At 66.5% G+C, this 21,210-nt stretch carries 23 protein-coding genes and 1 pseudogene; 14 read left to right on the plus strand and 10 right to left on the minus strand.

Annotated elements, in window-relative coordinates:
• Positions 1 to 4: 4 nt before the first annotated feature.
• Complete coding sequence (locus J2X42_RS13785; protein ID WP_310166029.1) at positions 5 to 1,987, minus strand: amino acid transporter; 1,983 nt, start codon at positions 1,985 to 1,987, stop codon at positions 5 to 7.
• A gap of 246 nt (positions 1,988 to 2,233) precedes the next feature.
• Between J2X42_RS13785 and J2X42_RS13790 the strand changes: the two genes are divergently transcribed.
• The 4 genes from J2X42_RS13790 to J2X42_RS13805 are packed head-to-tail and all read left to right on the plus strand — an operon-like array spanning position 2,234 to position 4,587.
• Complete coding sequence (locus J2X42_RS13790; protein WP_310166030.1) at positions 2,234 to 2,563, plus strand: PadR family transcriptional regulator; 330 nt, start codon at positions 2,234 to 2,236, stop codon at positions 2,561 to 2,563.
• Position 2,564: 1 nt separating this feature from the next.
• On the plus strand, positions 2,565 to 2,936 hold the full coding sequence (locus J2X42_RS13795) for a DUF1048 domain-containing protein (protein WP_310166031.1): 372 nt from the start codon (positions 2,565 to 2,567) through the stop codon (positions 2,934 to 2,936).
• The gene (locus tag J2X42_RS13800) at positions 2,933 to 3,826 is read left to right on the plus strand and encodes an ATP-binding cassette domain-containing protein (RefSeq protein ID WP_310166032.1); all 894 of its coding nucleotides are present in this window, start codon (positions 2,933 to 2,935) and stop codon (positions 3,824 to 3,826) included. The genes J2X42_RS13795 and J2X42_RS13800 overlap by 4 nt, the downstream gene beginning before the upstream one ends.
• Complete coding sequence (locus J2X42_RS13805) at positions 3,823 to 4,587, plus strand: ABC transporter permease (protein ID WP_310166034.1); 765 nt, start codon at positions 3,823 to 3,825, stop codon at positions 4,585 to 4,587. The genes J2X42_RS13800 and J2X42_RS13805 overlap by 4 nt, the downstream gene beginning before the upstream one ends.
• A gap of 90 nt (positions 4,588 to 4,677) precedes the next feature.
• Here J2X42_RS13805 and J2X42_RS13810 read toward each other — a convergent pair whose 3' ends face one another.
• From J2X42_RS13810 to J2X42_RS13845, 8 genes and pseudogenes are all read right to left on the minus strand, one after another.
• Complete coding sequence (locus tag J2X42_RS13810) at positions 4,678 to 5,346, minus strand: alpha/beta hydrolase (RefSeq protein WP_310166035.1); 669 nt, start codon at positions 5,344 to 5,346, stop codon at positions 4,678 to 4,680.
• A 336-nt stretch (positions 5,347 to 5,682) separates the two neighbouring features.
• Positions 5,683 to 6,381: pseudogene (locus tag J2X42_RS13815) on the minus strand (cation diffusion facilitator family transporter); the annotation flags it as partial.
• A complete protein-coding gene (locus tag J2X42_RS13820) occupies positions 6,378 to 6,704 on the minus strand; it encodes a winged helix-turn-helix domain-containing protein (protein ID WP_310166036.1) in 327 nt (108 codons plus the stop codon). The gene J2X42_RS13820 and the pseudogene J2X42_RS13815, both read right to left, overlap by 4 nt.
• Before the next feature lie 58 nt (positions 6,705 to 6,762).
• Positions 6,763 to 7,101, minus strand: coding sequence for a YnfA family protein (locus J2X42_RS13825; RefSeq protein ID WP_310166038.1), 339 nt, complete (start codon positions 7,099 to 7,101; stop codon positions 6,763 to 6,765).
• Between the two features lie 47 nt (positions 7,102 to 7,148).
• Complete coding sequence (locus tag J2X42_RS13830; RefSeq protein WP_310166040.1) at positions 7,149 to 7,922, minus strand: GAF and ANTAR domain-containing protein; 774 nt, start codon at positions 7,920 to 7,922, stop codon at positions 7,149 to 7,151.
• Positions 7,923 to 7,998: 76 nt separating this feature from the next.
• Entirely contained in the window at positions 7,999 to 8,325 is a 327-nt protein-coding gene (locus J2X42_RS13835) for a hypothetical protein (RefSeq protein ID WP_310166042.1), read from the minus strand.
• Positions 8,326 to 8,420: 95 nt separating this feature from the next.
• On the minus strand, positions 8,421 to 9,167 hold the full coding sequence (locus J2X42_RS13840; RefSeq protein WP_310166046.1) for an ABC transporter permease: 747 nt from the start codon (positions 9,165 to 9,167) through the stop codon (positions 8,421 to 8,423).
• Between the two features lie 295 nt (positions 9,168 to 9,462).
• A complete protein-coding gene (locus J2X42_RS13845) occupies positions 9,463 to 11,046 on the minus strand; it encodes a DUF222 domain-containing protein (RefSeq protein WP_310166047.1) in 1,584 nt (527 codons plus the stop codon).
• 597 nt (positions 11,047 to 11,643) lie between these two features.
• Here J2X42_RS13845 and J2X42_RS13850 point away from each other — a divergent pair.
• From J2X42_RS13850 to galU, 10 genes are all read left to right on the plus strand, one after another.
• A complete protein-coding gene (locus J2X42_RS13850) occupies positions 11,644 to 12,516 on the plus strand; it encodes an NAD(P)-dependent oxidoreductase (protein ID WP_310166048.1) in 873 nt (290 codons plus the stop codon).
• 8 nt (positions 12,517 to 12,524) lie between these two features.
• Positions 12,525 to 13,556 (plus strand): aldo/keto reductase, encoded by a 1,032-nt coding sequence (locus J2X42_RS13855; RefSeq protein ID WP_310166050.1) that lies wholly within the window; start codon positions 12,525 to 12,527, stop codon positions 13,554 to 13,556.
• Positions 13,557 to 13,953: 397 nt separating this feature from the next.
• A complete protein-coding gene (locus tag J2X42_RS13860; protein WP_310166052.1) occupies positions 13,954 to 14,502 on the plus strand; it encodes a hypothetical protein in 549 nt (182 codons plus the stop codon).
• 312 nt (positions 14,503 to 14,814) lie between these two features.
• Entirely contained in the window at positions 14,815 to 15,837 is a 1,023-nt protein-coding gene (gene paaA, locus J2X42_RS13865) for a 1,2-phenylacetyl-CoA epoxidase subunit PaaA (RefSeq protein ID WP_310166054.1), read from the plus strand.
• Positions 15,834 to 16,214 carry a 1,2-phenylacetyl-CoA epoxidase subunit PaaB gene (gene paaB, locus J2X42_RS13870; RefSeq protein WP_310166055.1) on the plus strand — a complete coding sequence of 127 codons (381 nt, stop codon included), beginning with the start codon at positions 15,834 to 15,836 and terminating at the stop codon, positions 16,212 to 16,214. The genes paaA and paaB overlap by 4 nt, the downstream gene beginning before the upstream one ends.
• Positions 16,211 to 17,122, plus strand: coding sequence for a 1,2-phenylacetyl-CoA epoxidase subunit PaaC (gene paaC / locus J2X42_RS13875; protein ID WP_310166056.1), 912 nt, complete (start codon positions 16,211 to 16,213; stop codon positions 17,120 to 17,122). The genes paaB and paaC overlap by 4 nt, the downstream gene beginning before the upstream one ends.
• Positions 17,119 to 17,637, plus strand: a complete 519-nt coding sequence (gene paaD / locus J2X42_RS13880; protein ID WP_396134077.1) for a 1,2-phenylacetyl-CoA epoxidase subunit PaaD — start codon at positions 17,119 to 17,121, stop codon at positions 17,635 to 17,637. The genes paaC and paaD overlap by 4 nt, the downstream gene beginning before the upstream one ends.
• A 10-nt stretch (positions 17,638 to 17,647) precedes the next feature.
• Positions 17,648 to 18,889 carry a 1,2-phenylacetyl-CoA epoxidase subunit PaaE gene (gene paaE, locus J2X42_RS13885; protein ID WP_310166059.1) on the plus strand — a complete coding sequence of 414 codons (1,242 nt, stop codon included), beginning with the start codon at positions 17,648 to 17,650 and terminating at the stop codon, positions 18,887 to 18,889.
• 38 nt (positions 18,890 to 18,927) lie between these two features.
• On the plus strand, positions 18,928 to 19,707 hold the full coding sequence (locus tag J2X42_RS13890; RefSeq protein ID WP_310166060.1) for an enoyl-CoA hydratase/isomerase family protein: 780 nt from the start codon (positions 18,928 to 18,930) through the stop codon (positions 19,705 to 19,707).
• 39 nt (positions 19,708 to 19,746) lie between these two features.
• Positions 19,747 to 20,637, plus strand: coding sequence for a UTP--glucose-1-phosphate uridylyltransferase GalU (gene galU / locus J2X42_RS13895; protein WP_310166061.1), 891 nt, complete (start codon positions 19,747 to 19,749; stop codon positions 20,635 to 20,637).
• Here the strand turns inward: galU and J2X42_RS13900 are convergent.
• Positions 20,634 to 21,056, minus strand: a complete 423-nt coding sequence (locus J2X42_RS13900; protein WP_310166062.1) for a VanZ family protein — start codon at positions 21,054 to 21,056, stop codon at positions 20,634 to 20,636. The two genes, galU and J2X42_RS13900, sit on opposite strands and share 4 nt — an antisense overlap.
• Between the last annotated feature and the right edge of the window lie 154 nt (positions 21,057 to 21,210).

The following is a 21,210-nucleotide window of genomic DNA, read 5'->3' on the forward strand; positions in this document are numbered from 1 at the left end:
GGGTTCAGCCCACGTGGATGCCGGGGCGGCGGGCGGGGTCCGGCTCGTTTTCCCTGATGATTTCGCGGACCACGGGGGCGGTGTCGCCGCGTCCCAGCAGCAGGTAGCGCATGAGGTGCGCCAGCGGGTTGCCTTCGGCCCATTCAAAGTAGGCGTGGGGCCGCACGCCGGTGGCGTCGCGGAGCGCCAGCAGGATCGCGGCGATCGCGTTGGGCGCGGCCGGGCTTTCGGCGCGGAGGACGCGGTGTCCGTCCACCTCGATGCCGCGCACCGCCAGGACGTCACTGAAGCCCGACGGGTCCGTCACATCGATTTCCAGGAAGATCACGTCGGCCGTTCCGGGCACGGGGTTGTTCTCCCGCTGCTCGGCTTCCTTGGCGCGGTACTCCTCGGCGTCGCGGGCCTGCGGGCGGTTGGCGATCAGGTTGATCCGCCCGTCGAAATCAATGGTGTCGGTGATGAAGCGGCGGGCGTTGTCGTCGAATTCGATGTTGTGGACCCGGAGTTCAGTGGTGCGGCTGACCCGGGAGACCAGTGACACCACAATGATGCCCAGGATGAAGAAGCCGGAGATGGCCAGGCCGTCCGGCTTGGCGATCACGTTGGCGGCCAGCGCGTACAGCAGGATGAGGGTCAGGATGGAAAATCCGACGGCGGCGCCCCGCCTCTTGCTGCGGGCTGCGGAAATGCTCACAGCCACGGCGCCGGAGACCATCATGGCCAGGATGCCGGTGGCGTAGGCGCCGGCCTGGGCGTTGACGTCGGCCTTGAAGCCGATGGTGATGAGGACGCTGATGGCGGTGTAGACCAGAACGACCGGGCGGACGGCGCGCGACCAGTCGGGGGCCATGCCGTAGGAGGGCAGGTAGCGGGGGACGATGTTGATCAGCCCGGCCATGGCGGAGGCGCCGGCGAACCACAGGATCAGGATGCTGCTGACGTCGTAGACGGAGCCGAAGCCGTTACCGAGGAGCTCGTGGGCCAGGTAAGCCAGGGCACGGCCGTTGGCTTCGCCGCCTTCGTGGAAGGCCTCGGCGGGGATCAGGACCGTGGTGACCACGCTGCTGCCCAGCAGGTAGACGCTCATGATCAGGGCGGCGGTGGTGAGGAGCTTGCGGGTGTTGCGGACGCGGGCGGCCAGGCGTTCCTCGGCGGTGGCGCCATCGGCAGCGACCAGCGGCATCATGCTGACGCCGGTCTCAAAGCCTGAGAGGCCCAGGACCAGCAGCGGGAAGGCGAGGAGGGCGGGCGCGGCAATATCGCCGAAACCTGTTCCGGAGGAGGTGAGTGCCGCAGTCCAGTCGGCCAGGGCACCCGGCAGGGTGACGGCGTCGTACATTCCCACGCCGATGACCACGGCGTTAAGCAGCAGGAAGATGCCCACCAGGGGGATGGCCACGGCCACCGCTTCGGAGAAGCCGAGCAGGAACACACCGCCGAGGATGAGCAGGAGCACCACGGTGATGGGGACCGCCTGGCCCTCCAGGAACGGGGGCAGGTAGGGGTTTTCAAGCATGTGGACGGTGGCGTCGGCGGCGGAGAGGGTGATGGTGATGATCCAGGAGGTGGCGACGAAGCCGAGGAGGATCAGCACAAAGATCTTCCCCCGCCAGAACGGCAGCAGCTTCTCCAGCATGGCCACCGATCCCTGGCCGTGCGGGCTTTCGTGCGCCACCCGCCGGTACATGGGCAGCATGCCCAGCAGGGTCAGGCCAATGATCAGGAGGGTGGCCAGCGGGGACAGCGCCCCGGCGGCCAGGGCGGCGATGCCGGGCAGGTAGGACAGCGTGGAGAAGTAGTCCACGCCGGTGAGGCACATGACCTTCCACCAGCTCTGGGTGGGGGCGTGGTCCTCGGCGGTTTCGGGGCCTACCGGCTGGTGGACCGTGTGTTCGAGCAGCCACCGGGTCAGCCGGTTTCCGGGTTCGCCGTCGCGCTCCGGGTTGGGGACGCTGGCGGGAATGGAGAAGCGGGTGGATGCAGTCAACGGGTTACTTTCTGTACCCCACGCAGGCGGGATCGGGGCGAATAACCAACGGAGCCTAGCACCGGGCCGGCGGCCTCCAGCGGGAAAACCCGGGTTCTTAACGCGTTCTTAACGCCGCCGCGCCGGTGCCTGCGGTCCGGACGCCTGGCGGCTCATTCCTGGGGCAAATTTAGGCCTTGCGCTTCGGCTACTTAGCGTTACTATGTACTAGTAGCTAGTAACACTGAGTAGTGAAGGAGGTGTCCGGTGGGCAAGCAAATGACGGAGATGCTCAAGGGGACGCTGGAGGGCATTGTCCTGGCCCTCCTGACCGGGAGCCCGGCCTACGGGTACGAAATCACGACGCTGCTCCGGGCGCAGGGTTTCACCGAAATCGCCGAGGGCACCGTGTATGCGCTGCTCGTACGGATCGAGCAAAAAGGCCTGGTGGACGTCGAGAAGCGGCCCTCCGAAAAAGGACCGCCACGCAAGGTGTACACGCTCAATTCACTGGGCGAAAAAGAACTGGACGAATTCTGGAACACATGGAGCTTCCTGTCCGAACGGCTGGAACAGCTCCGCACGGGAGGAAACTGACATGGCAGCAAAATGGATCGAGCTGGTGACCGGCTCGCTCGAGCAGAAGAAGCAGTACAAGCAGGCCAAGGCGCAGCTGGATGCCCTGCCTGAGCCCTACCGCTCCGTGGCGACCGCGTTCAACCGGTACTTCATGTACTACGGCGGGGTCACCGAGGGGGACACCATCGTGCAGATGTTCGCGGACCTCGCGGACCTGTGGGAACGCGCCGCCATCGACGGCACGCCCGTGAGCGAGATCGTCGGCGAGGACCCCATCGAGTTCGCCGAGAGCTTCGCCCAGGCATACGGCGGTAAGCGGTGGATCGACAAGGAACGCGCCCGTCTTAACGAGGCGGTCGACAAGGCGAAAGCGAAGGAGGCAGGGTCATGAGCACCGAGGTGACGCGGAGCCGGCCCGGCGGACCGGCAATCCGGGTGCAGGGCATCGAGAAGTCCTTCAAGGATCTGCACGTCCTGCGCGGGGTGGACTTCGACGTGGCGGCGGGCAGCATTTTCGCCCTTCTCGGCTCCAACGGGGCCGGGAAGACCACCATGGTGAAGATCCTGTCCACGCTGCTGAAGGCCGACGCCGGCACAGCCACCGTCAATGGGTTCGACGTCGGCGCGAAGCCCGGCGACGTGCGCGAGTCGATCAGCCTCACCGGCCAGTTCGCCGCGGTCGACGAAGTACTCACCGGCCGGGAGAACCTCGTGCTCGTCGCCAGGTTGCGTCACCTGAAGGACCCGGGTGCGATCGCGGACGGGCTGCTCGCGCAGTTCAGCCTCACTGACGCGGGTCCCCGGAAGGTGGCCACGTACTCGGGCGGCATGCGGCGCCGGCTCGACATCGCGATGAGCCTGATCGGGAACCCGCCGGTCATCTTCCTCGACGAACCGACCACGGGGCTCGACCCGCAGGCGCGCATCGAGGTCTGGCAGACCGTGAAGCGGCTTGCCGGCCAGGGCACCACGGTGCTGCTCACCACGCAGTACCTCGACGAGGCCGAACAGCTTGCCGACCGGATCGCCATCCTGCACAAGGGCACCATCATCCAGAACGGCACCCTCGCCGAACTGAAGCGGCTCCTCCCGCCGGCCAAGGTCGAGTACGTGGAGAAGCAGCCCTCCCTCGAGGATGTCTTCCTCGCCCTCGTCGGTGACACCGGCGAGACCGACGCCGGCGACACCGGCACCGCCGGCGACACCAACGCCGGCGACACCGGCACTGCCGACGGCGACCTCGGCGCCGGCTCGATTCCAGCACGAAAGGAAGTCCGATGACAACCCACGTCCTCAGCGACACCGGCGTCTTGACCAGCCGTTCGCTGCGCCACATCCTCCGCAGCCCCGACACGATCATCACCACCGCTGTCACCCCGATCGCGCTGATGCTGCTGTTCGTGTACGTCTTCGGCGGTGCAATCAACACCGGATCCGACGAGTCGTACATCAACTACATGCTCCCCGGCATCCTGCTCATCACCATCGCGTCCGGCGTTGCGTACACCGCGTACCGGCTGTTCCTGGACCTGCAGGGCGGCATCTTCGAGCGCTTCCAGTCCATGCCGATCGCGAGGTCCAGCGTGCTCTGGGCACACGTGCTCACGTCCCTTGCCGCGAACCTGGTCTCGGTGGCGCTCGTCATAGGCGTCGCGCTCATCATGGGGTTCCGCACCGGAGCATCCGTGGCCGCCTGGTCCGCCGTCGTCGGCATCCTGGTCCTGTTCACCCTCGCACTGACCTGGATCGCCGTGATCGCCGGGCTGTCGGCGAAGACTGTCGACGGCGCGAGCGCGTTCAGCTACCCACTGATCTTCCTGCCGTTCATCAGCTCGGCCTTCGCGCCCACCGATTCGATGCCCGGCCCGGTCGCATGGTTCGCCGAGAACCAGCCCGTGACCTCCATCGTGAACACCATCCGGGCCCTGTTCGCGCAGGAAGCCGTTGGCAGTGACATCTGGATCTCCCTCGCCTGGCTCGTGGCCATTCTCGGCGTCGCCTACGCCTTCGCCACCGCCAGCTACCGCCGCAAGATCAGCTGAAGCCGGGAGTCCCGGCAGGGCACTCCGCGGATCGGCTTCGCCCGCCTCCCCAAGGGGAAGCGGGCGAAGCCATTTAACGGCCTGGCGGGTTCAGCGGCGCAGCAGGTAGTTGGCCACGCCCTCGGGGTTTGCCAGGGCCAGGAGATGGCCGCCGGCTATGACGTCAGGGTCAATGCCGAGGCGTTCGCGGGCCACCCGGCGCTGGAAGTCCATGGGAAAGAACCGGTCGGACTCGCCGGCGAGCACGCGGGTCGGGACTGGGGGCCACTCCGCGAAGTCGCAGTCGGATGCAAACACCGCGCTTGCTTCGGGGCGCTGGTACGGTTCCCCTTCGGCCGCGATGTCCGGGGGAACGTCGTGCAGGAAGTACGTGCCGTCGTCGAACTCCGGGCTGTAGCCGTTGGCCGCTGCTGCGGCCTGCCGCGCGGCATCCCAGCCGGTGTTGTCCCACCACGCGCCGGGCGTCTCGCCCGGTGCCGGGATCATCGCGTTCACCAGGACCAGTTCCTGCACGGAAGCCCGTCCGCACACGAGCGGGGCGGTGAAGCCGCCCAGCGACTGCGCAACAAGCACGACGTCGGACCGCTCGCCGATCGCGTCGAGAACCAGCTGCGTGTACTCGGGCAGCCCGGCGCCGTCGTCGTCACCGGGCAGGTCGACGGCGACGGCGTCGTGGCCGGCCGCCTGAAGCAGGGGAACGACGCGGCTCCAGTACCAGGCTGTCCCGCCCGCGCCGGGTATCAGAATGAACGTGGTCATGTGGTCTCAGAGGCCATGGTGCGCCAATGCTTTCGTCAGCTGATCGACGGTGGGAACGCCGGCCAGACCCTCCGGCGTGCTGTAGATCCGGCAGGCGAGATCACTGGCCGGCGCCGCATCGGGGAAGATGTCGGCCCCGTCTGCCGTAATCGTCGGCGAGCCGGCGAAACCGGTCGCGGACATGTCTGCCGGCGTTTTGACCTCCCGCAAAGTGACGTGAACGTCGTCGTGCCCCAAGGCAGCCAGGGCGGCTTCCACCCGCGCAAGTGCTTCGGCCGTGTTCGGGCAGTCATCGATGTGGAGGAGTTCTATTCGCACGGTGCCCCTGTTCGAGTCAGCACCGGATCCGCAGCCAGCGCAGCAAGCATCAGCGTTCCCGTCGTCCCCTGCGGTGTCCTTGCCCGGGACGGCGGCGCAGCAGGCGTCCCCTTTCCAGGCGTTGAAGCCCTCCCGGGCGGCGATCCCGGCGATGACCAGCGCCGCGCCGGCGTCTGCCCACCACCATTTCAGTGCGCTGTTGAGAACCAGGCCCGCGAGCAGTACTGCGGAGAGATAGGTGCAGAGCAGGGTCTGTTTTGAGTCTGCGACGGCGGTGCGGGAGCCGAGTTCACGGCCTGCGCGGCGTTGAAGCCAGGACAGGACGGGCATGACGGCCAGGCTCAGGGCGGCGATCACGATGCCTGGAGTGGAATGCTGTGCCTCGCCGCCTCCGGTCAGTGACCTGACGGAGTCCACTGAGACGAACAGGGCGAGGGCGAAGAATGAGATTGCGATGATCCGCAGTGTCAGGCGCTCGCGCCGTTCCGGGTCCTTCGCGGAAAACTGCCAGGACAGGGCCACTGCTGAAGCGACTTCGATCACCGAATCAAGGCCGAAGCCGATGAGGGCCGAAGAGTCCGCCAGATTGCCTGCCCAGAGTGCGGCGACGGCCTCAATGATGTTGTAGGTGATCGTCGCGGCCGCGAACAGGCGGATGCGGCGGCTCAGTACGGCCCGGCGTCCGGCCGTGGGCGCTCGTTGAATGGTGGTGGTCATGCCAGGCATGTCCCGTCCGGGGCGCAGCAGGCAGGATCCACGGCCAGCACTACGCCCAGCAGGTCCCTGATCGCGTGGCCCAGCCGGGCATCGGCGAGCTCATACCTTGTGCGCCTGCCGTCCGGAACTGCGACCACCAGCCCGCAGCCCCGCAGGCAGGTCAGGTGATTGGACATGCTCTGCCGCGAGACGCCCAGGGACTCGGCCAGGTCTGACGGGTACGCGGGCGCATCCGCCAATGCCAGCAGTATCCGTGCCCGGGTAGGGTCGGAGACCGCGTAGCCGAAACGGGCAAGAACGGGGGCATGCGTGAGGGTTTCCACCCAACCAAAGTACAGCTGAGCCTGTATTCACGCAAGGATGTACTGCCCGGCCGGTTATTCAGGCCGCGCTGCGCGGCGCGAACATGATCACGGCGACGCCGAGCAGGCAGATCATGGAGCCTGTGACGTCCCACCGGTCGGGCCGGAACCCGTCGAAGATCATGCCCCAGGCCAGGGACCCGGCCACGAACACGCCGCCGTACGCGGCGAGGATCCGGCCAAAGTGGGCGTCCGGTTGCAGGGTTGCGGCGAAGCCGTAGATTCCCAGGGCGATGACTCCCAGTCCGGCCCACCACCATTCCTTGCCCTCTCGGACCGACTGCCAGACGAGCCACGCCCCGCCAATTTCAGCGGCTGCGGCGAGGACGAACAACAGAACCGATTTTGCGATAGTCACAGATTCATCATTGCAGTGGCCGAGCGTGCCTGTTTCTGTCCGCTTGCTTACGAAGCCCGGCTGTCCGAATCCCTGCGGCCCACGGAGCCCACCACGGTGGACGCGACGTCGCGCAGCTTCAGGTTGCGGCTGTTGGACGCCCGGGTGAGGATCCTGACGGCCTCGTCCTGGCTGCTGCCGTTCTGCGCCATGATCACGCCGACCGCCATGTCGATGATGGTCCGCGACTGCATGGCCGCCACCAGGTCCTCGTGCACCCCCTTGAGATGTGCCATGCTCAGGGCGAGCTGCATGGACCGGGATGCATTGGCCACGAAGTTCTCGGCGGTCAGGACGTCCATGTCGGAGAACCCGTTGGGACGCCTGGAGTAGAGGTTGGTGACGCCCTGCGCCTCGCCGCCCAGGTTCAGGGGGACGGCCAGGATGGACCGAACGCCGTTATCCAGCGCAGCCTCGGTGTAGCGTTGCCACCGTTCCTCGACCAGGAGGTCAGGGATCAGCGTGGTGGTGTTCTCTTGCAGGGCAGTCAGGCACGGCCCCTCACCGAAGCCGTTTTGAAGCTCGTCCAGGGATGCCGCCCGCGCATCGCTGCAGGCTGCCGCCGCCGGCCCTTTCTCCCGCACAACAGTCACGCCGCACTCAATGAGATTGTCCTGGGTGGAGAGGCAGGACGCCGTCATGATGGCCAGCTCGGTGAGGAACGATGTGATTTCAGGGCTGTCCAGGACAAGCTCCAAAAGTCTGTGTTCGTCCTCGCCCGCTGACGCATCGCGCGCCGTCCGGCTCTCGCCGGTGGTTTCCCCCAGCTGATTCTGGTCCAAATGTTCCGCCTCCTTCGCCGAAACCAAGTCCCCGATTTCGACGTTACACCCGCAAACGGTTGCGGAACCCCCTAATTCAGGCGGACATCGGCTCCGCATTAGGGGTTCGGTTCGGCGCTCCCGCTGGGTAGTTACGGGGTGCGCTGCCGTCCAGTGACGTGTCTTCGCGCCGGATAATCTCCAGCGCCTCCGGGTCCAGCAGCCTGCGGGTGCCGGTCCGTGCGTCCAGGATCCAGAACAGATCCAGTTTGGGTACGACGTCGGTCACCCGGCCCTGGTGGAAAAGCTTGCCGTTGTGCCACGCCTCGATGTAGTCGCCGGCCTGCAGCCGGTTGGTGCTGACCCGTTCCGTCTGGACCGGTCCGGTGTGGATCCGGCCAGTGCTGATTCGCTGAGTTCCCATGTGAGCCGCCTCCAACTCGTTGTATCCCCGTATGGCCAAGCATGCCGTGGCGAAGTTGCCGGGGTGTTTCGCCCGGATGATTTCTCTGTGTCCGCTCACAGTGCGTCGGGACGCACCTTCACTGCCGCGAAAGTGTGGATCAGCGCGACGGCGGTGATCGCGCCGGCTGCGAGGATGGACGCCAGGACCACCACCTGGAACCGGCCAGCCTCCAGCGGGGACGCGCCGCCGAAGATCGCGCCCACAAAGGCTCCGGGCAGTGTGACCAGGCCGGTGGTTTTGGTCTGGTCGGTTGAAGGCATCAGTGCGGCATGAACCGACTGCCGCGCCTGGGCCAGGGTGGCCTGGCGGCCGGTGGCGCCCAGGGCCAGCCAGCCCTCAACTTCATGCCACTGCTCGTGGACCGCTTCGAAGAACCGGCGTCCGGACAGGACGGCGATGGTCATCGAGTTGCCGATCACGATGCCGCCAACAGCCAGGACGTAGCGCAGCGTGAATTCAATGGCCCCGGTGCCGAACACCACGGCGAGGGTCACCACGATGCCTGCAGCCATCGTGGTGGCCACGGCAATGAACCGCCGCCACGACCAGGCCAGCCTTCGGGTGGCGGTGACGGCGGCAACCGTGAACATGACCAGCAGGGCCACGCCCACCCAGACGGAGCTGGTGATGATGCCGCCCAGGACCAGGCTGATGAGGGCCAACTGGATGGTTCCGCGCAGAATGGCGACGGATGGTGCCCAAAAATGGGGCGTGCGGGATACCCGAAGCACGGCCAGGGTGAGCGCGATAAGGATGACCAGAGCCGCGAGGGTGGGCGCCAAGGCAGCAATAATGGCCATGGGGCCAGCTTACTGAGCCGGGCAATGCAGGCCGGCAGCAAGCTGATCGGCGATGCCCGGCACAGGGCTGCTCGGCGATGCCCAGCGCCAGGCAGCTCGGCGTTGTCTGGCACCGGGCTGCTCACCGATGCCCGGCTCCGGGCTGCTCAGAGATCCCACGCGCCAGGCAGCTCGGCGATGCCTGGCACCAGGCCGCTCAGAGATGCCACGCGCCAGGCAGCTCGCAGCTCGGCCAGCTCGCAGCTCGGCGATGCCCGGCACCAGGCTGCTCAACGCCCAAGCGGAGAGCAGCTGGTCAGGCGTGGGCGTGGAGGTACCGCTCCAGGCCGTCTTCCCCCAGGGACAGTCCGATGTGGACAAGGTCCGCGTGGCCGCCGAAGGTGTTTCGCGGGGTTGGGGGTGGGCTGCAGCCGGTGGTTTCCGGCTTTGCCGCCGCCTCCGGTTCCGGGACCTGCCTGAGGGCAGGCTGCAGTTCTTGGGGTAGGTGTGGTGGTTCCCAGTCCTGGTGTTCGCTGGTGTAGTGGCGGCCGCTGGGTGAGATCCAGCCGGGTGGTTCGTTCGTTGTGGCCGGGGTGGGTGTCCAGGTGCTGGCGTGTTTGAGCCGGTGGTGGCGGGGACATAGCTGGCGCAGGTTGGATACGCCGGTGGTTCCGCCGTCGGCCCAGGCCAGTTGGTGGTCTGCTTCGTTGTCCAGGGACTGGTTGGAGCATCCGGGGAAGGTGCATCGTCCGTCGCGCATCCGCAGCCAGCGCAGCATGGCTTTGGTGGGCCGGTAACTCTTGCGGCCGATTTCCAGCTGTGCCCCGTCCCGCGGGTCAACCAGGACCCGGTGGAAGGACTCGGCCCCGTTGGCGAGCAGGTCCCTGGCCATGGATGCGGGGACCGGGCCGTAGCCATCGAGCATGGCCGGTTCGTCGGTGGCGCCGAGCAGTGCAAGCACCGGGACGGTGACCAGGACCTCGGCCCGGGGCGTGGGGACCTGCCCGGGATTCCCCGTCTCCCCGCCGCCACTGTTTCCGTTGACTGCACCGGCGTCGCTATGGTCCCCGGAATCTGTGCTGTGGGCGTTTCCGCTGCTGAGGAGGGCGGTGGCGTAGACGTCGGCCCGGATCTGGGTGAGGGTCCGGGACTCGTCGGGTCCCTGCAGGCCCCGGGCGATCGCGGTGATGCGGTTCCAGGTCGCCGCGGCCTGGTCCGCGGGCAGGTAGGCGGAGAGCCAGGCCATGCCGTCCTTGTCCGGGGTGTATTCGACCCGGCGGTCCAGGGCGGATGTGGCGTGCCGGGTCTCGATGCTGTCTTGGTGGTGGCGTTCGCGCCAGATCCGGGCTTTGTGCCGGAACCGGGAGGCGGGCATTTCCCCGGCAGGGCAGCCGCGGGCCGGGTTTGCCGCGTCAGGGTCCAGGAAGTGCGCTTCCAGGGCCGCGGCCCCGGCGGGATCGAGGCTGGCTGTTTCGTCCACCATGACCCGGGCGTGCTGCCAGGAAATGGTGCCGGCCTGCAGCGCGGACAGTGTCAGCGGCAAGCGTTTGGTCACCTCGTGGGAGTCGGACAGGAAAACACTTGCCGCGCGCGGCCCGAGGGTCAGGACGCAGGCGATCTCCGCGGCTGCCGAGGCCTCCCGCGGCATCGCCGGCTCATCAGGGGCGGCCATCGAGCGGACAGTGTCCGCGTATTCTGAGGCGGCCAGGGCCTTCACCGCGGCCATCTGCGGTTCCGACCGGGCCGCGCCGGCCAGGATGTCCAGGCAAAGATCCGACATGTCCTGCAACGGATCATCATCACCGTCCGCCCCTGAGCCGGTCCCGTCCAGCTCGGCAGTAATCACAGCAATGGCAGCATCGATATCCGCATATGCCTTCGCCACCGCTGCTCTTCCCATACACCAATCATGGCGGGAGGGTCTGACATTATTGCCCGCAGACCACACCCGCCCAAAAGTCCGTTAGCCCGGCTGTGCGCTCCTGCCCAGTTGCCCCCGGCCGAGCGGACGATCTGAGGCGGGACACGCCGACGTCGTGGCGCGCCGTCGTGAAGATAGGCAGAGTAACCGGGCAGGAACGTACGCAGGGCGGTTCCCTGCAACGAAGGTAGGTCTGGCGGTCCTAGGAAAATCAGGGTTGGGCAAACCTGCTGACATGGACCCTCAAACTGCGTAGCGTCGTACTCACGCCCTCACGAAAGCGGTTCCCGAGCCGGGATCCAGCAGGGGTGACAGGAAAAGGACCATGGATTTCTCGCGACTGACTTACCTCCTCATCAACGACGTGAACTTCGAGAGCCGCAGTGCCTTGCCGGATGCGCCGGTTGTGCCAGCGCCCGCAGGCCGCACACGCGGCACACTCCGCACACGCCGAAGACTAGCTGCCCTGAACGGAAGGCTTGCCAGTGCCTTACACCGGGCCGCGTGGGCCATCGAACCGCCGCCGTCCCGGACCGGGAACCGCCGAGGTCCCCGCCCCTGTGAAGGAGCATGTTCATGAGAATTGCGGTGACCGGCGGGAGCGGGAAGCTGGGGCGGCATGTGGTCCGCAGGCTCACGGCGGACGGGCATCAGGTGCTGGTCCTGGACCGTGCGGGGGACCGGAGCCCGGGCCTGGCCGTCGTGGACCTGCGCGACTACGGCCAGATGGTGGATGTGCTGCTGGGACTGGATGACAGGCACACGGGTTTTGACGCCGTCGTGCATTTGGGTGCCATCCCGGCGCCGGGCATCCTGCCGGACGCTGCAACGTTCGAGAACAACATGCTCTCCACGTACAACGTGTTCCAGGCGGCCCGCCGGGCCGGGATCAAGAAGGTGGTGTACGCCTCGAGTGAGACGGTGCTGGGACTGCCGTTCGACGTCGACCCGCCCTACATCCCGGTCGATGAGGAATACCCTGCCCGCCCGGAGAGCACTTACTCGTTGGTGAAGCACCTCGAGGAGCAGATGGCCGTCCAGCTGACGCGCTGGGATCCGGAGCTGAGCATCGTGGCGTTGCGGTTCTCCAACGTGATGGACGCGGCGGACTACGAACGCTTCCCGTCCTTCGATGCCGACGCCACGCTGCGCAAATGGAACCTCTGGGGCTACATCGACGGCCGTGACGGTGCGCAGGCGGTGGCGCGGGCCCTGGAAAACGGGAAGCCGGGGTTTGAAGCGTTCATCATCGCCAACGCGGACACCGTGATGAGCCGTTCCAGCGCCAGCCTCGCCGCCGAGGTCTTCCCGGACGTGACCGTGACCCGGGAACTCGGTGAACACGAGACCATGCTCTCCATCGGCAAGGCCAGGAGGCTGCTGGGCTTCGAGCCCGAGCACAGCTGGCGGACCTACCACCCCAACAGGACCACCCCCACAGAAGACTGAGGAACATCATGCAGTACCGCACACTGGGCAACAGCGGCGCCGTGGTTTCGAACTACGCGCTCGGAACCATGACGTTCGGGGCCGAGGCCACCGAAGAAACGTCCCATGCCATCCTGGACAGCTACCTCGACGCCGGCGGCAACTTCATCGACACCGCGGACGTTTACAGTGCCGGCGTTTCGGAGGAGATCATCGGCCGCTGGCTGGCGCAGCGGCCCGAGGCAAAAGACCGCGTGGTGATCGCCACCAAGGGCCGCTTTCCGATGGGAACGGCACCGAACGACGTCGGGACCTCCCGCCGCCGCCTGACCCGCGCCCTGGACAGCTCCCTCCGCCGCCTGGGGGTGGAGCAGATTGACCTGTACCAGATGCATGCGTGGGACCCCATCACGCCGCTGGAGGAGACGCTCCGCTTCCTGAACGACGCCGTCAGCCAAGGCAAGATCGCCTACTACGGTTTCTCCAACTTCCTCGGCTGGCAGCTGACCAAGGCGGTCCACGTTGCCCGGGCACACGGCTGGAGCCCGCCGGTTACCCTGCAGCCGCAGTACAGCCTGCTGGTCCGTGAGATCGAGTCGGAGATCGTGCCGGCCAGCCTGGACGCCGGGATCGGCCTGCTGCCGTGGTCCCCGCTGGGCGGTGGCTGGCTGTCCGGCAAGTACAAGCGCGACCAGCCTCCCGCCGGCGCCACGAGGCTGGGCGAGAATCCCAAGCGCGGGATGGAGGCGTGGCAGGCTCGCAATGACGATCCCCGCACCTGGGAAGTGATCGGAACGGTGGAAAAGATTGCCGCGGACCACGGTGTGAGCGCCTCGCAGGTGGCCCTGGCCTGGCTGGCAGACCGGCCCGCGGTCACGTCCGTGATCCTGGGTGCCCGGACCACTGAGCAGCTGGCTGACAACCTGGCCGCCGCTGGCCTTAACCTCACCCCGGACGAAACTGGGGCGTTGACGGAGGCCAGCCAGCCGCGCGTCGGCGTTTATCCCTATGGGCCCATGGCGCAGGAGCAGCGCAGCCGGAAGATCGAAGGGGGACGGTAACCGGGCAGGAACGCACGACGGCGGCACGCACCTGGGTGCCGGTGGCGCCGGTAACGCGGGCGTAACGCCCTGTCCGCCACTATTGAGCGGGTTGTGTCCTTGTTTCGCTCAATGGTCGGAGGAAACAATGGCTGATCGACGTGCGGGTAACGGGTGGTTGGCCCTTGTTGCCGCGATATCGATCATGATGGGGCTCCCGTCGTGCACGCCCCCGGGTGGTCCTGCTTCCCCCAGCCCATCAGTGACCGCGCCAGGGCCGTCTGAAACCGTCCCGGTGGATCCTGTCCCCACGGCTGGAACGCCTCCACCAAAACCGTCGGCTACCCCAACCCGGCTACCTTCCGACGGGGAAACGGCAACGCCAACGGCGCCGCCCGGGCAACGCAGCCAGGAAATCTTGGATCGCTGCTTCGAAGGGAAACTGGCATTCCGGCCGCCGTCCCCCTTGCAGCAGGGCGACAAAGTCGAATTCGTGGTGCGGGTGGCTCTCTCGACGTCACCGGTGGATCCCGCCACCGGACTTCCCGGAACCGGCGAGCCCACCAGGCGCCAGCCACCCATTTGTGAGCGGATGAGCGCCGATCTCACCAGCAGCAGCGGCGTGACGATCGAGCGGGCAAGCAGCGAGCTCATCTCCATTCCCAGGGAAGGCGCCGGTGAGTGGGCCTGGCACCTCACCGCCGTCGAGTCCGGACAGCATGAAATGGTGCTCCGGCTGCTGGCCCCGGATCCGGAGGGCGGGACCATCACCGTGGAGACCTTCAGGGAAACCATCACGGTGGAGATCGGGCTGATGTACGTGGTCACCACCTGGATCAAGGAAATGGCTCCGCCCCTCCAGGCCCTGCTCGGGATCATCGTGATACTGGGAGGCTGGGCCATCTTCCTCTTCACCCGAAGGCGGCGGCGCGCAAAGCACACAGCCAAGGCCCGTAACGGACACTGAAGCACGTCGCTCTGGGCGACGTCGCCGTGGCGCGCATAAGCGTTGTCGACGCGCTAATTCCCATGCGCGCACGAAATTTTGGGGGCGGTAGGTAATATGCGCGTCGCAAGTGAATCTGCGCGTCTTCTAAAGGGTCCGCTCCGCGCAGGTAATGAGAGAGCGTTGCCCAAAAACCTGCAGGTAATGAGAGAGCGTCGGTGGCGGGGACCAGCGGGAACCGCCGCTGCTTGACGCCCTCCGAACCTTCCGCATATCCTGAACGAACGGTCGGTAAATAAATTAGTCCCTGAAGGCCTTTGCATAGGAGCAACCATGGCAGCGCAGAATCTGCAGTCAGTGCCCGCTGATCTATCCCCGGAAGAATCGGCAGAGCTGGAAGCCAAGGCCCAGCGCGAGGCGGACGGTCAGGCGAACTTTGACCGGGTCATGGCGGAGGATTCCCGCATCGAACCCAAGGACTGGATGCCGGACGCTTATCGCAAGACCCTCCTGCGCCAGATCTCCCAGCACGCCCACTCCGAGATCATCGGCATGCAGCCGGAAGCCAACTGGATCTCCAGGGCCCCCAGCCTGAAGCGCAAGGCCATCCTGATGGCCAAGGTCCAGGACGAGGCCGGCCACGGGCTCTACCTCTACTCGGCCGCCGAGACCCTCGGCCAGCCGCGCGACAAGATGATGGCCGACCTCATTGCCGGCAAGGCCCGCTACTCGAGCATCTTCAACTACCCGGCCCGGACCTGGGCGGACATGGGCGCCATCGGCTGGCTGGTGGACGGAGCCGCGATCTGCAACCAGGTGCCGCTGTGCCGCGCCTCCTACGGCCCCTACGGCCGCGCCATGGTCCGCGTCTGCAAGGAGGAGTCCTTCCACCAGCGCCAGGGTTTCGAGATCCTGCTGGAACTCTCCAACGGCACCCCGGAGCAGAAGCAGATGGCGCAGGACGCCGTGAACCGCTGGTACGCCCCGGCGCTGATGATGTTCGGCCCGCCGGACGACGATTCGCCCAACTCCAAGCAGTCCATGGCCTGGAACATCAAGCGCTTCAGCAACGATGAACTCCGCAGCCGGTTCGTGGGAATGATGGTGGAGCAGGTCCGCGTGCTGGGCCTGACCCTGCCGGACACTGAGATCCGCTTCAACGAGGACACCAAGAAGTGGGAGCACGGCCCGCTGGACTGGAACGAGTTCCACGAGGTCCTCGCCGGCCGCGGCCCCTGCAACGCCCAGCGCCTGGAGCGCCGGAGGGAAGCGCACGACGACGGCGCCTGGGTCCGCGAGGCAGCGGCGGCTTACGCACACAAACAGTCAATGAAGACGAAGGAATACGCAGCATGACCCCCCATGGAAACCCGGAGACACCGGCCAGCTCGGCAACCGAAATCAACCGCGACGCCCAGAAGGTGAGCCCGGCCCCGGAGGCTTCAGCCACCGGCAACGCCTGGGGCCTGTGGGAGGTCTTCGTAAGGTCCAGCCGCGGCCTGAGCCATGTCCATGCCGGGTCCCTGCACGCGCCGGATGCCGCCATGGCCCTGCGCAACGCCCGCGACCTCTACACCCGCCGGAACGAGGGCGTGTCCATCTGGGTGGTCCCCGCGGACGCCATCGCCGCCAGCGACCCCGACTCCAAGGGCTCGTTCTTCGAGTCCCCGCAGGGCAAGGACTACCGGCACGCCACGTATTACACCAAGAGCGAAGGGGTGAAGCACCTGTGATCCCCGAAGCAACAACAAGCCACGGCGACATCTCCACCGGGGTCCCCAATGCAGCCGGTGTGGCCGGCGGCGACTCCAACGCCTCCGCCACCCGTATCACGCCCGGCAACGCCCTGCGCCCGGAGGACATCGCCCTCGAGGTCCGCACGGGCCTGGTCAAGCCCACCGAGGACGCGGCCGAGTACGCGCTCCGCTTGGGCGACGACGCCCTGATCCTGGCGCAGCGCCTGGGCCACTGGATCTCCCGCGCCCCCGAACTGGAGGAGGACGTGGCCCTGGGCAACATCGCCCTGGACCAGTTGGGTCACGCCCGGAGCTTCCTCACCTACGCCGGCGGAGCCTGGGAGAAGTCCGAGGACGACCTCGCCTACTTCCGCCGCGAGCACGAGTTCCGCTCCGCCCACCTCTTTGAGCAGCCCAACGGCGACTTCGCTGTGACCATCGCCCGCCAGTTCGTAGTCAGCTACTACCAGTTTGAGCTCTACCGCCGGCTCACCGAATCAACGGACGCCACGCTGGCCGCCATAGCCGCCAAGGCCGTGAAGGAAGTGGACTACCACCGGGACCACAGCGCCCAGTGGATCCTGCGCCTGGCCGGCGGCACGGACGAATCCCGCAAGCGGATCATCCACGCCCTCAAGCTGGTCTGGCCCTACGTCGGCGAACTCTTCGAGGACGACGCATTGGCGACCCGCCTCGCGGAGGCCGGTGCCGCCGTCGTGCCTTCCTCGCTCCGGGAGGACTTTGACCGGCTCACCGGCGAAGTCCTGACCGAAGCCGGACTGGACGTTCCCAACGTACCGGCAGCACCCGGCGGCGGCCGGCGCGGCCAGCACTCCGAGCACCTGGGCTACATCCTCGCCGAGATGCAGGTCCTGGCCCGCGAGTACCCCGGGGCAAGCTGGTGACCGCCGTGGCCGTCGAACAAATCACAGGCACGCAGAAGGCCTGGGACATCGCCGCCACGGTGTGCGATCCCGAGATCCCGGTGCTCACCATCGCGGACCTGGGCATCCTCAGGGACGTGCGGGTGGGGGACAGCGGCGATGTCACGGTCACCATCACGCCCACGTACTCGGGCTGCCCGGCGATGGACGCCATCCGCGATGACCTGAAGACAGCCTTCGCCAAGGAGGGCTACGCCAGCGTGCACGTGGACCTGGTCCTCGCCCCGGCCTGGACCACGGACTGGATGACGGACGCCGGCAAGGCCAAGCTGCAGGAGTACGGCATCGCGCCGCCCACGGGCCGCTCGGACGCCGCACGGCACGCCGGCCCCATCCGGCTGCAGATGGCCGTGAAATGCCCGCAATGCTCGTCCCTGAACACCAAGGAACTCACCCGCTTCGGTTCCACGTCCTGCAAGGCGCTGTACGTCTGCAAGGACTGCCTGGAACCGTTCGACTACTTCAAAGTCCTGTAAGGAAGCCCCCATGCCTGTTGTCCGCCAGACCGCCGCCGAATCGGCGCAGGCCACCGGCCGCCGTCGTCCGTCCTTCCACACCCTCGCCGTGGCGGAGGTGCGTCGGCTCACCGAGGACGCCATCGAGGTGACCTTCGGAGTCCCGCCGGAGCTCGCCGGCCAGTTCGACTACCTGCCCGGCCAGTACGTGGCCCTGCGCACCACGCTCCCGGATGAGGACGGCGAGCCGCACGAGGTGCGCCGCAGCTACTCCATCTGCGCCGAGCCGCGCAGCTTCGCGGACGGCAGCAGCGAGATCCGCGTGGCCGTGAAGAAGGACCTGGGCGGGCTGTTCTCCACCTGGGCCAACGCCGAGCTGAAGGCCGGGGACACCCTGGACGTCATGAGCCCCATGGGCGCGTTTGTGTCCAAGCACGGCCGCGACGGCAAGCCCGTGGACCAGAACGTCATGAACTCCATGAACCACCCGGAGGACCTGGCGGGGGAAACTGCCTCCATTGGGGGAGGCAGCTTTGTGGCCATCGCCGCGGGGTCCGGCATCACCCCGGTGATCGCCATCGCCCGGACGCTGCTGGCCGCCAACCCGGAGACCCGGTTCGACCTGATCTACGCCAACAAGGCCGCCATGGACGTGATGTTCCTGGAGGAGCTCGCGGACCTGAAGGACAAGTACCCGCAGCGGCTGGCCATCCACCACGTGCTGTCCCGCGAGCAGCGGATCGCGCCGCTGCTGTCCGGCAGGATCGACGCCGAGAAGCTCCAGCAGCTGCTGGGCACCGCCATCCACGCGGACGATGTGGACGAGTGGTTCCTGTGCGGGCCGTTCGAGCTGGTGCAGCTGTGCCGGGACACCCTGGCCGAGCGCGGCGTGAAGCCGGAGCATGTCCGGTTCGAGCTGTTCACCTCCGGCAAGCCGGACCGCCCGGAGGGCCACGCCGGCCGTCCCGTGGTGGTGGACGAGTCCAAGGAGACGTACAAGATCACGTTCAAGCTGGACGGCCTGCAGGGCGAGGTGGCCAGCCCCACGCACGCCCGCGAGTCCATCCTGAACGCAGCGCTGCGGGTCCGCCCGGACGTGCCGTTCGCGTGCGCCGGGGGAGTGTGCGGCACGTGCCGCGCCAAGGTGGTCACCGGCAGCGTGACCATGGACGAGAACTACGCGCTGGAGCAGGATGAACTGGACAAGGGCTACGTGCTGACCTGCCAGAGCCACCCCACCAGCAAGGAAGTCACCGTCGACTTCGACGTGTAAGCACTACAAACCGTTTTGAATTCCGGAACAGGAGCCCCATGATTTCCCTCTCCATCAGCAACGGCGTGGCCGAGATAGTGCTGGACGAGCCGCAGAAGCTGAACTCGCTGGATGAGCAGGCGCTGAAGGATTTAACACAGGCGTACGACGACGCCGCTGCCGCCGCCTCACGCGGTGAGGTCCGGGCGCTGCTCCTGCGGGGAGAGGGACGCGCCTTCTGTGCCGGCCGGGACATCTCCGGCGTCACGCCGGACACCGACGACGCGGCCGCGTACTTGGGCGGGCTGGTGCAGCCGCTGCTGCAGAAGATGGCCGCCTTCCCTGCGCCCACCTTCGCAGCCGCGCAGGGCGCCTGCCTGGGTGTGGGGCTGGGCCTGCTGCTGGCCACGGACGTGGTGTACGTGGCGGAGAACGCGAAGTTCGGCTCGCCGTTCGCCAAGCTGGGCGCCACGCTGGATTCGGGCGGGCACTGGTACTTCACGGAGCGGCTGGGCATGCACCGGACGCTGGACCTGATTTACACGGCCGAGCTGATGAGCGGATCCGATGCCGTGGCGCAGGGGTTGTTCAGCCGGGCCATGCCGGCGGATGAACTCTTGGATAACACGCGGGCAATTGTGTCGAAGGTGGCCACCGGCGCAACGGGTGCATTCAAGGCGAGCAAGGAGCTGGTGGCGCATATCCGGGACCAGCGGCTGGGCCTGTGGGACGCCATGGCAGAGGAAAATGCCGAGCAGGCACGGCTTTGTAAAACCGATGATTATGCCGAGGGTTTCAGGGCTTTCCAGGAGAAACGAAACCCAGAGTTTACGGGGTAGCAATTGCTATCTTTGGGCCTTGATTTGTATGGTTCACCTATGACTATGGGGAAATCTGTGACTAAAGCCGTCATTCCTGCTGCCGGATTGGGAACTCGATTCCTGCCCGCCACCAAGGCAATGCCGAAGGAAATGCTGCCCGTGGTAGACCGGCCGGCAATTCAGTACGTGGTGGAAGAAGCCGTAAAGGCAGGTCTCACCGACCTGCTGATGATCACAGGCCGCAGCAAGCGCGCCCTGGAAGACCACTTTGACCGCGAGCCGGGCCTGGAGCGGACGCTCGAACTGAAGGGGGACACGGAGCGTTTGGCCTCCGTCCAGCACGCCTCCGACCTCGGGCCCATCCACTACGTCCGCCAGGGCGAGGCCAAGGGCTTGGGGCACGCGGTTCTGTGCGCCAGCCAGCACGTGGGGGATGAGCCTTTCGCAGTCCTGCTGGGCGATGACCTCATCGACGAGGCAGAGGACCTGCTCACCACCATGATCGAGGTGCAGCAGAAGACCGGCGGTTCCGTGATCGCCTTGATCGAGGTGGACCCATCCCAGATCAGCGCTTATGGCTGCGCTGACATCACGGCCATCGAGGGCGAGGATTACGTCCGCGTCAACAGCCTGGTGGAGAAGCCGGCCGTCGGTGAGGCGCCGTCCAACCTGGCCGTCATCGGCCGGTACGTGCTGCACCCGTCCGTGTTCGGTGTGCTGGAGAACACGGCACCGGGACGCGGGGGAGAGATCCAGCTGACCGATGCCCTGCAGACCCTGGCCGCAGGCGAGGGCGAAGGCTCGGGCGTGTACGGCGTTGTGTTCAAGGGCCGCCGGTACGACACCGGTGACAAGCTGAGCTACCTCAAAGCCGTCATTACGCTCGCCTCCGAGCGCGTGGAGTTCGGTGAGGATCTGAAGACCTGGATGAAGGGCTTCGTCAGCTAACAGCTGCTGTTTCTAGTCCGTACGGGCCCGTCGCTGATGAAGCGGCGGGCCCGCATCTGTCTGGTGACAATTCGGGCCACTATGGCGCCAATGACAGCTCCGGCAGTATTTGTGACAACGTCCTGCGGCGTTGCGAAACGATCGTCAAGAAACAGAAGTTGGCCCAATTCCATGCAGCCGGAGACCAGAAGTCCCAAGGCTCCAACCCTCCACCAGCTCTTGTCCGGAAATGCACGCGAGGCAACGATGCCCAGCGGCACGAATAATGCAACATTTGCAGCGGCTTCAATAAATTTATAGTCGAACCAGCGCGGGACACCGTGTGCATGGAGATATCTCAAGACTCGGCCCAGATCGCCCTGGATGGGCTGGTCTACGGGGCTCGGCCAAAATGCGATAAAGGCCAGGGGAATCAGCATGGCAACGAGGACCCAGCGCCACAAACGACGGTCTGCCAGGAAATTCAAAACGGTCTCAGGACGTTCGTAGAATGGCGAGAAACGCCACAGCGAAGGCTGCGGCGGTCAACAGCCCGAGGAGAGCGTAGGGGAGGGCCTGAGGGCCGGGCAGGGG

The organism is Arthrobacter sp. BE255 (genome assembly GCF_031457335.1).
Classification (GTDB): Bacteria; Actinomycetota; Actinomycetes; order Actinomycetales; family Micrococcaceae; genus Arthrobacter.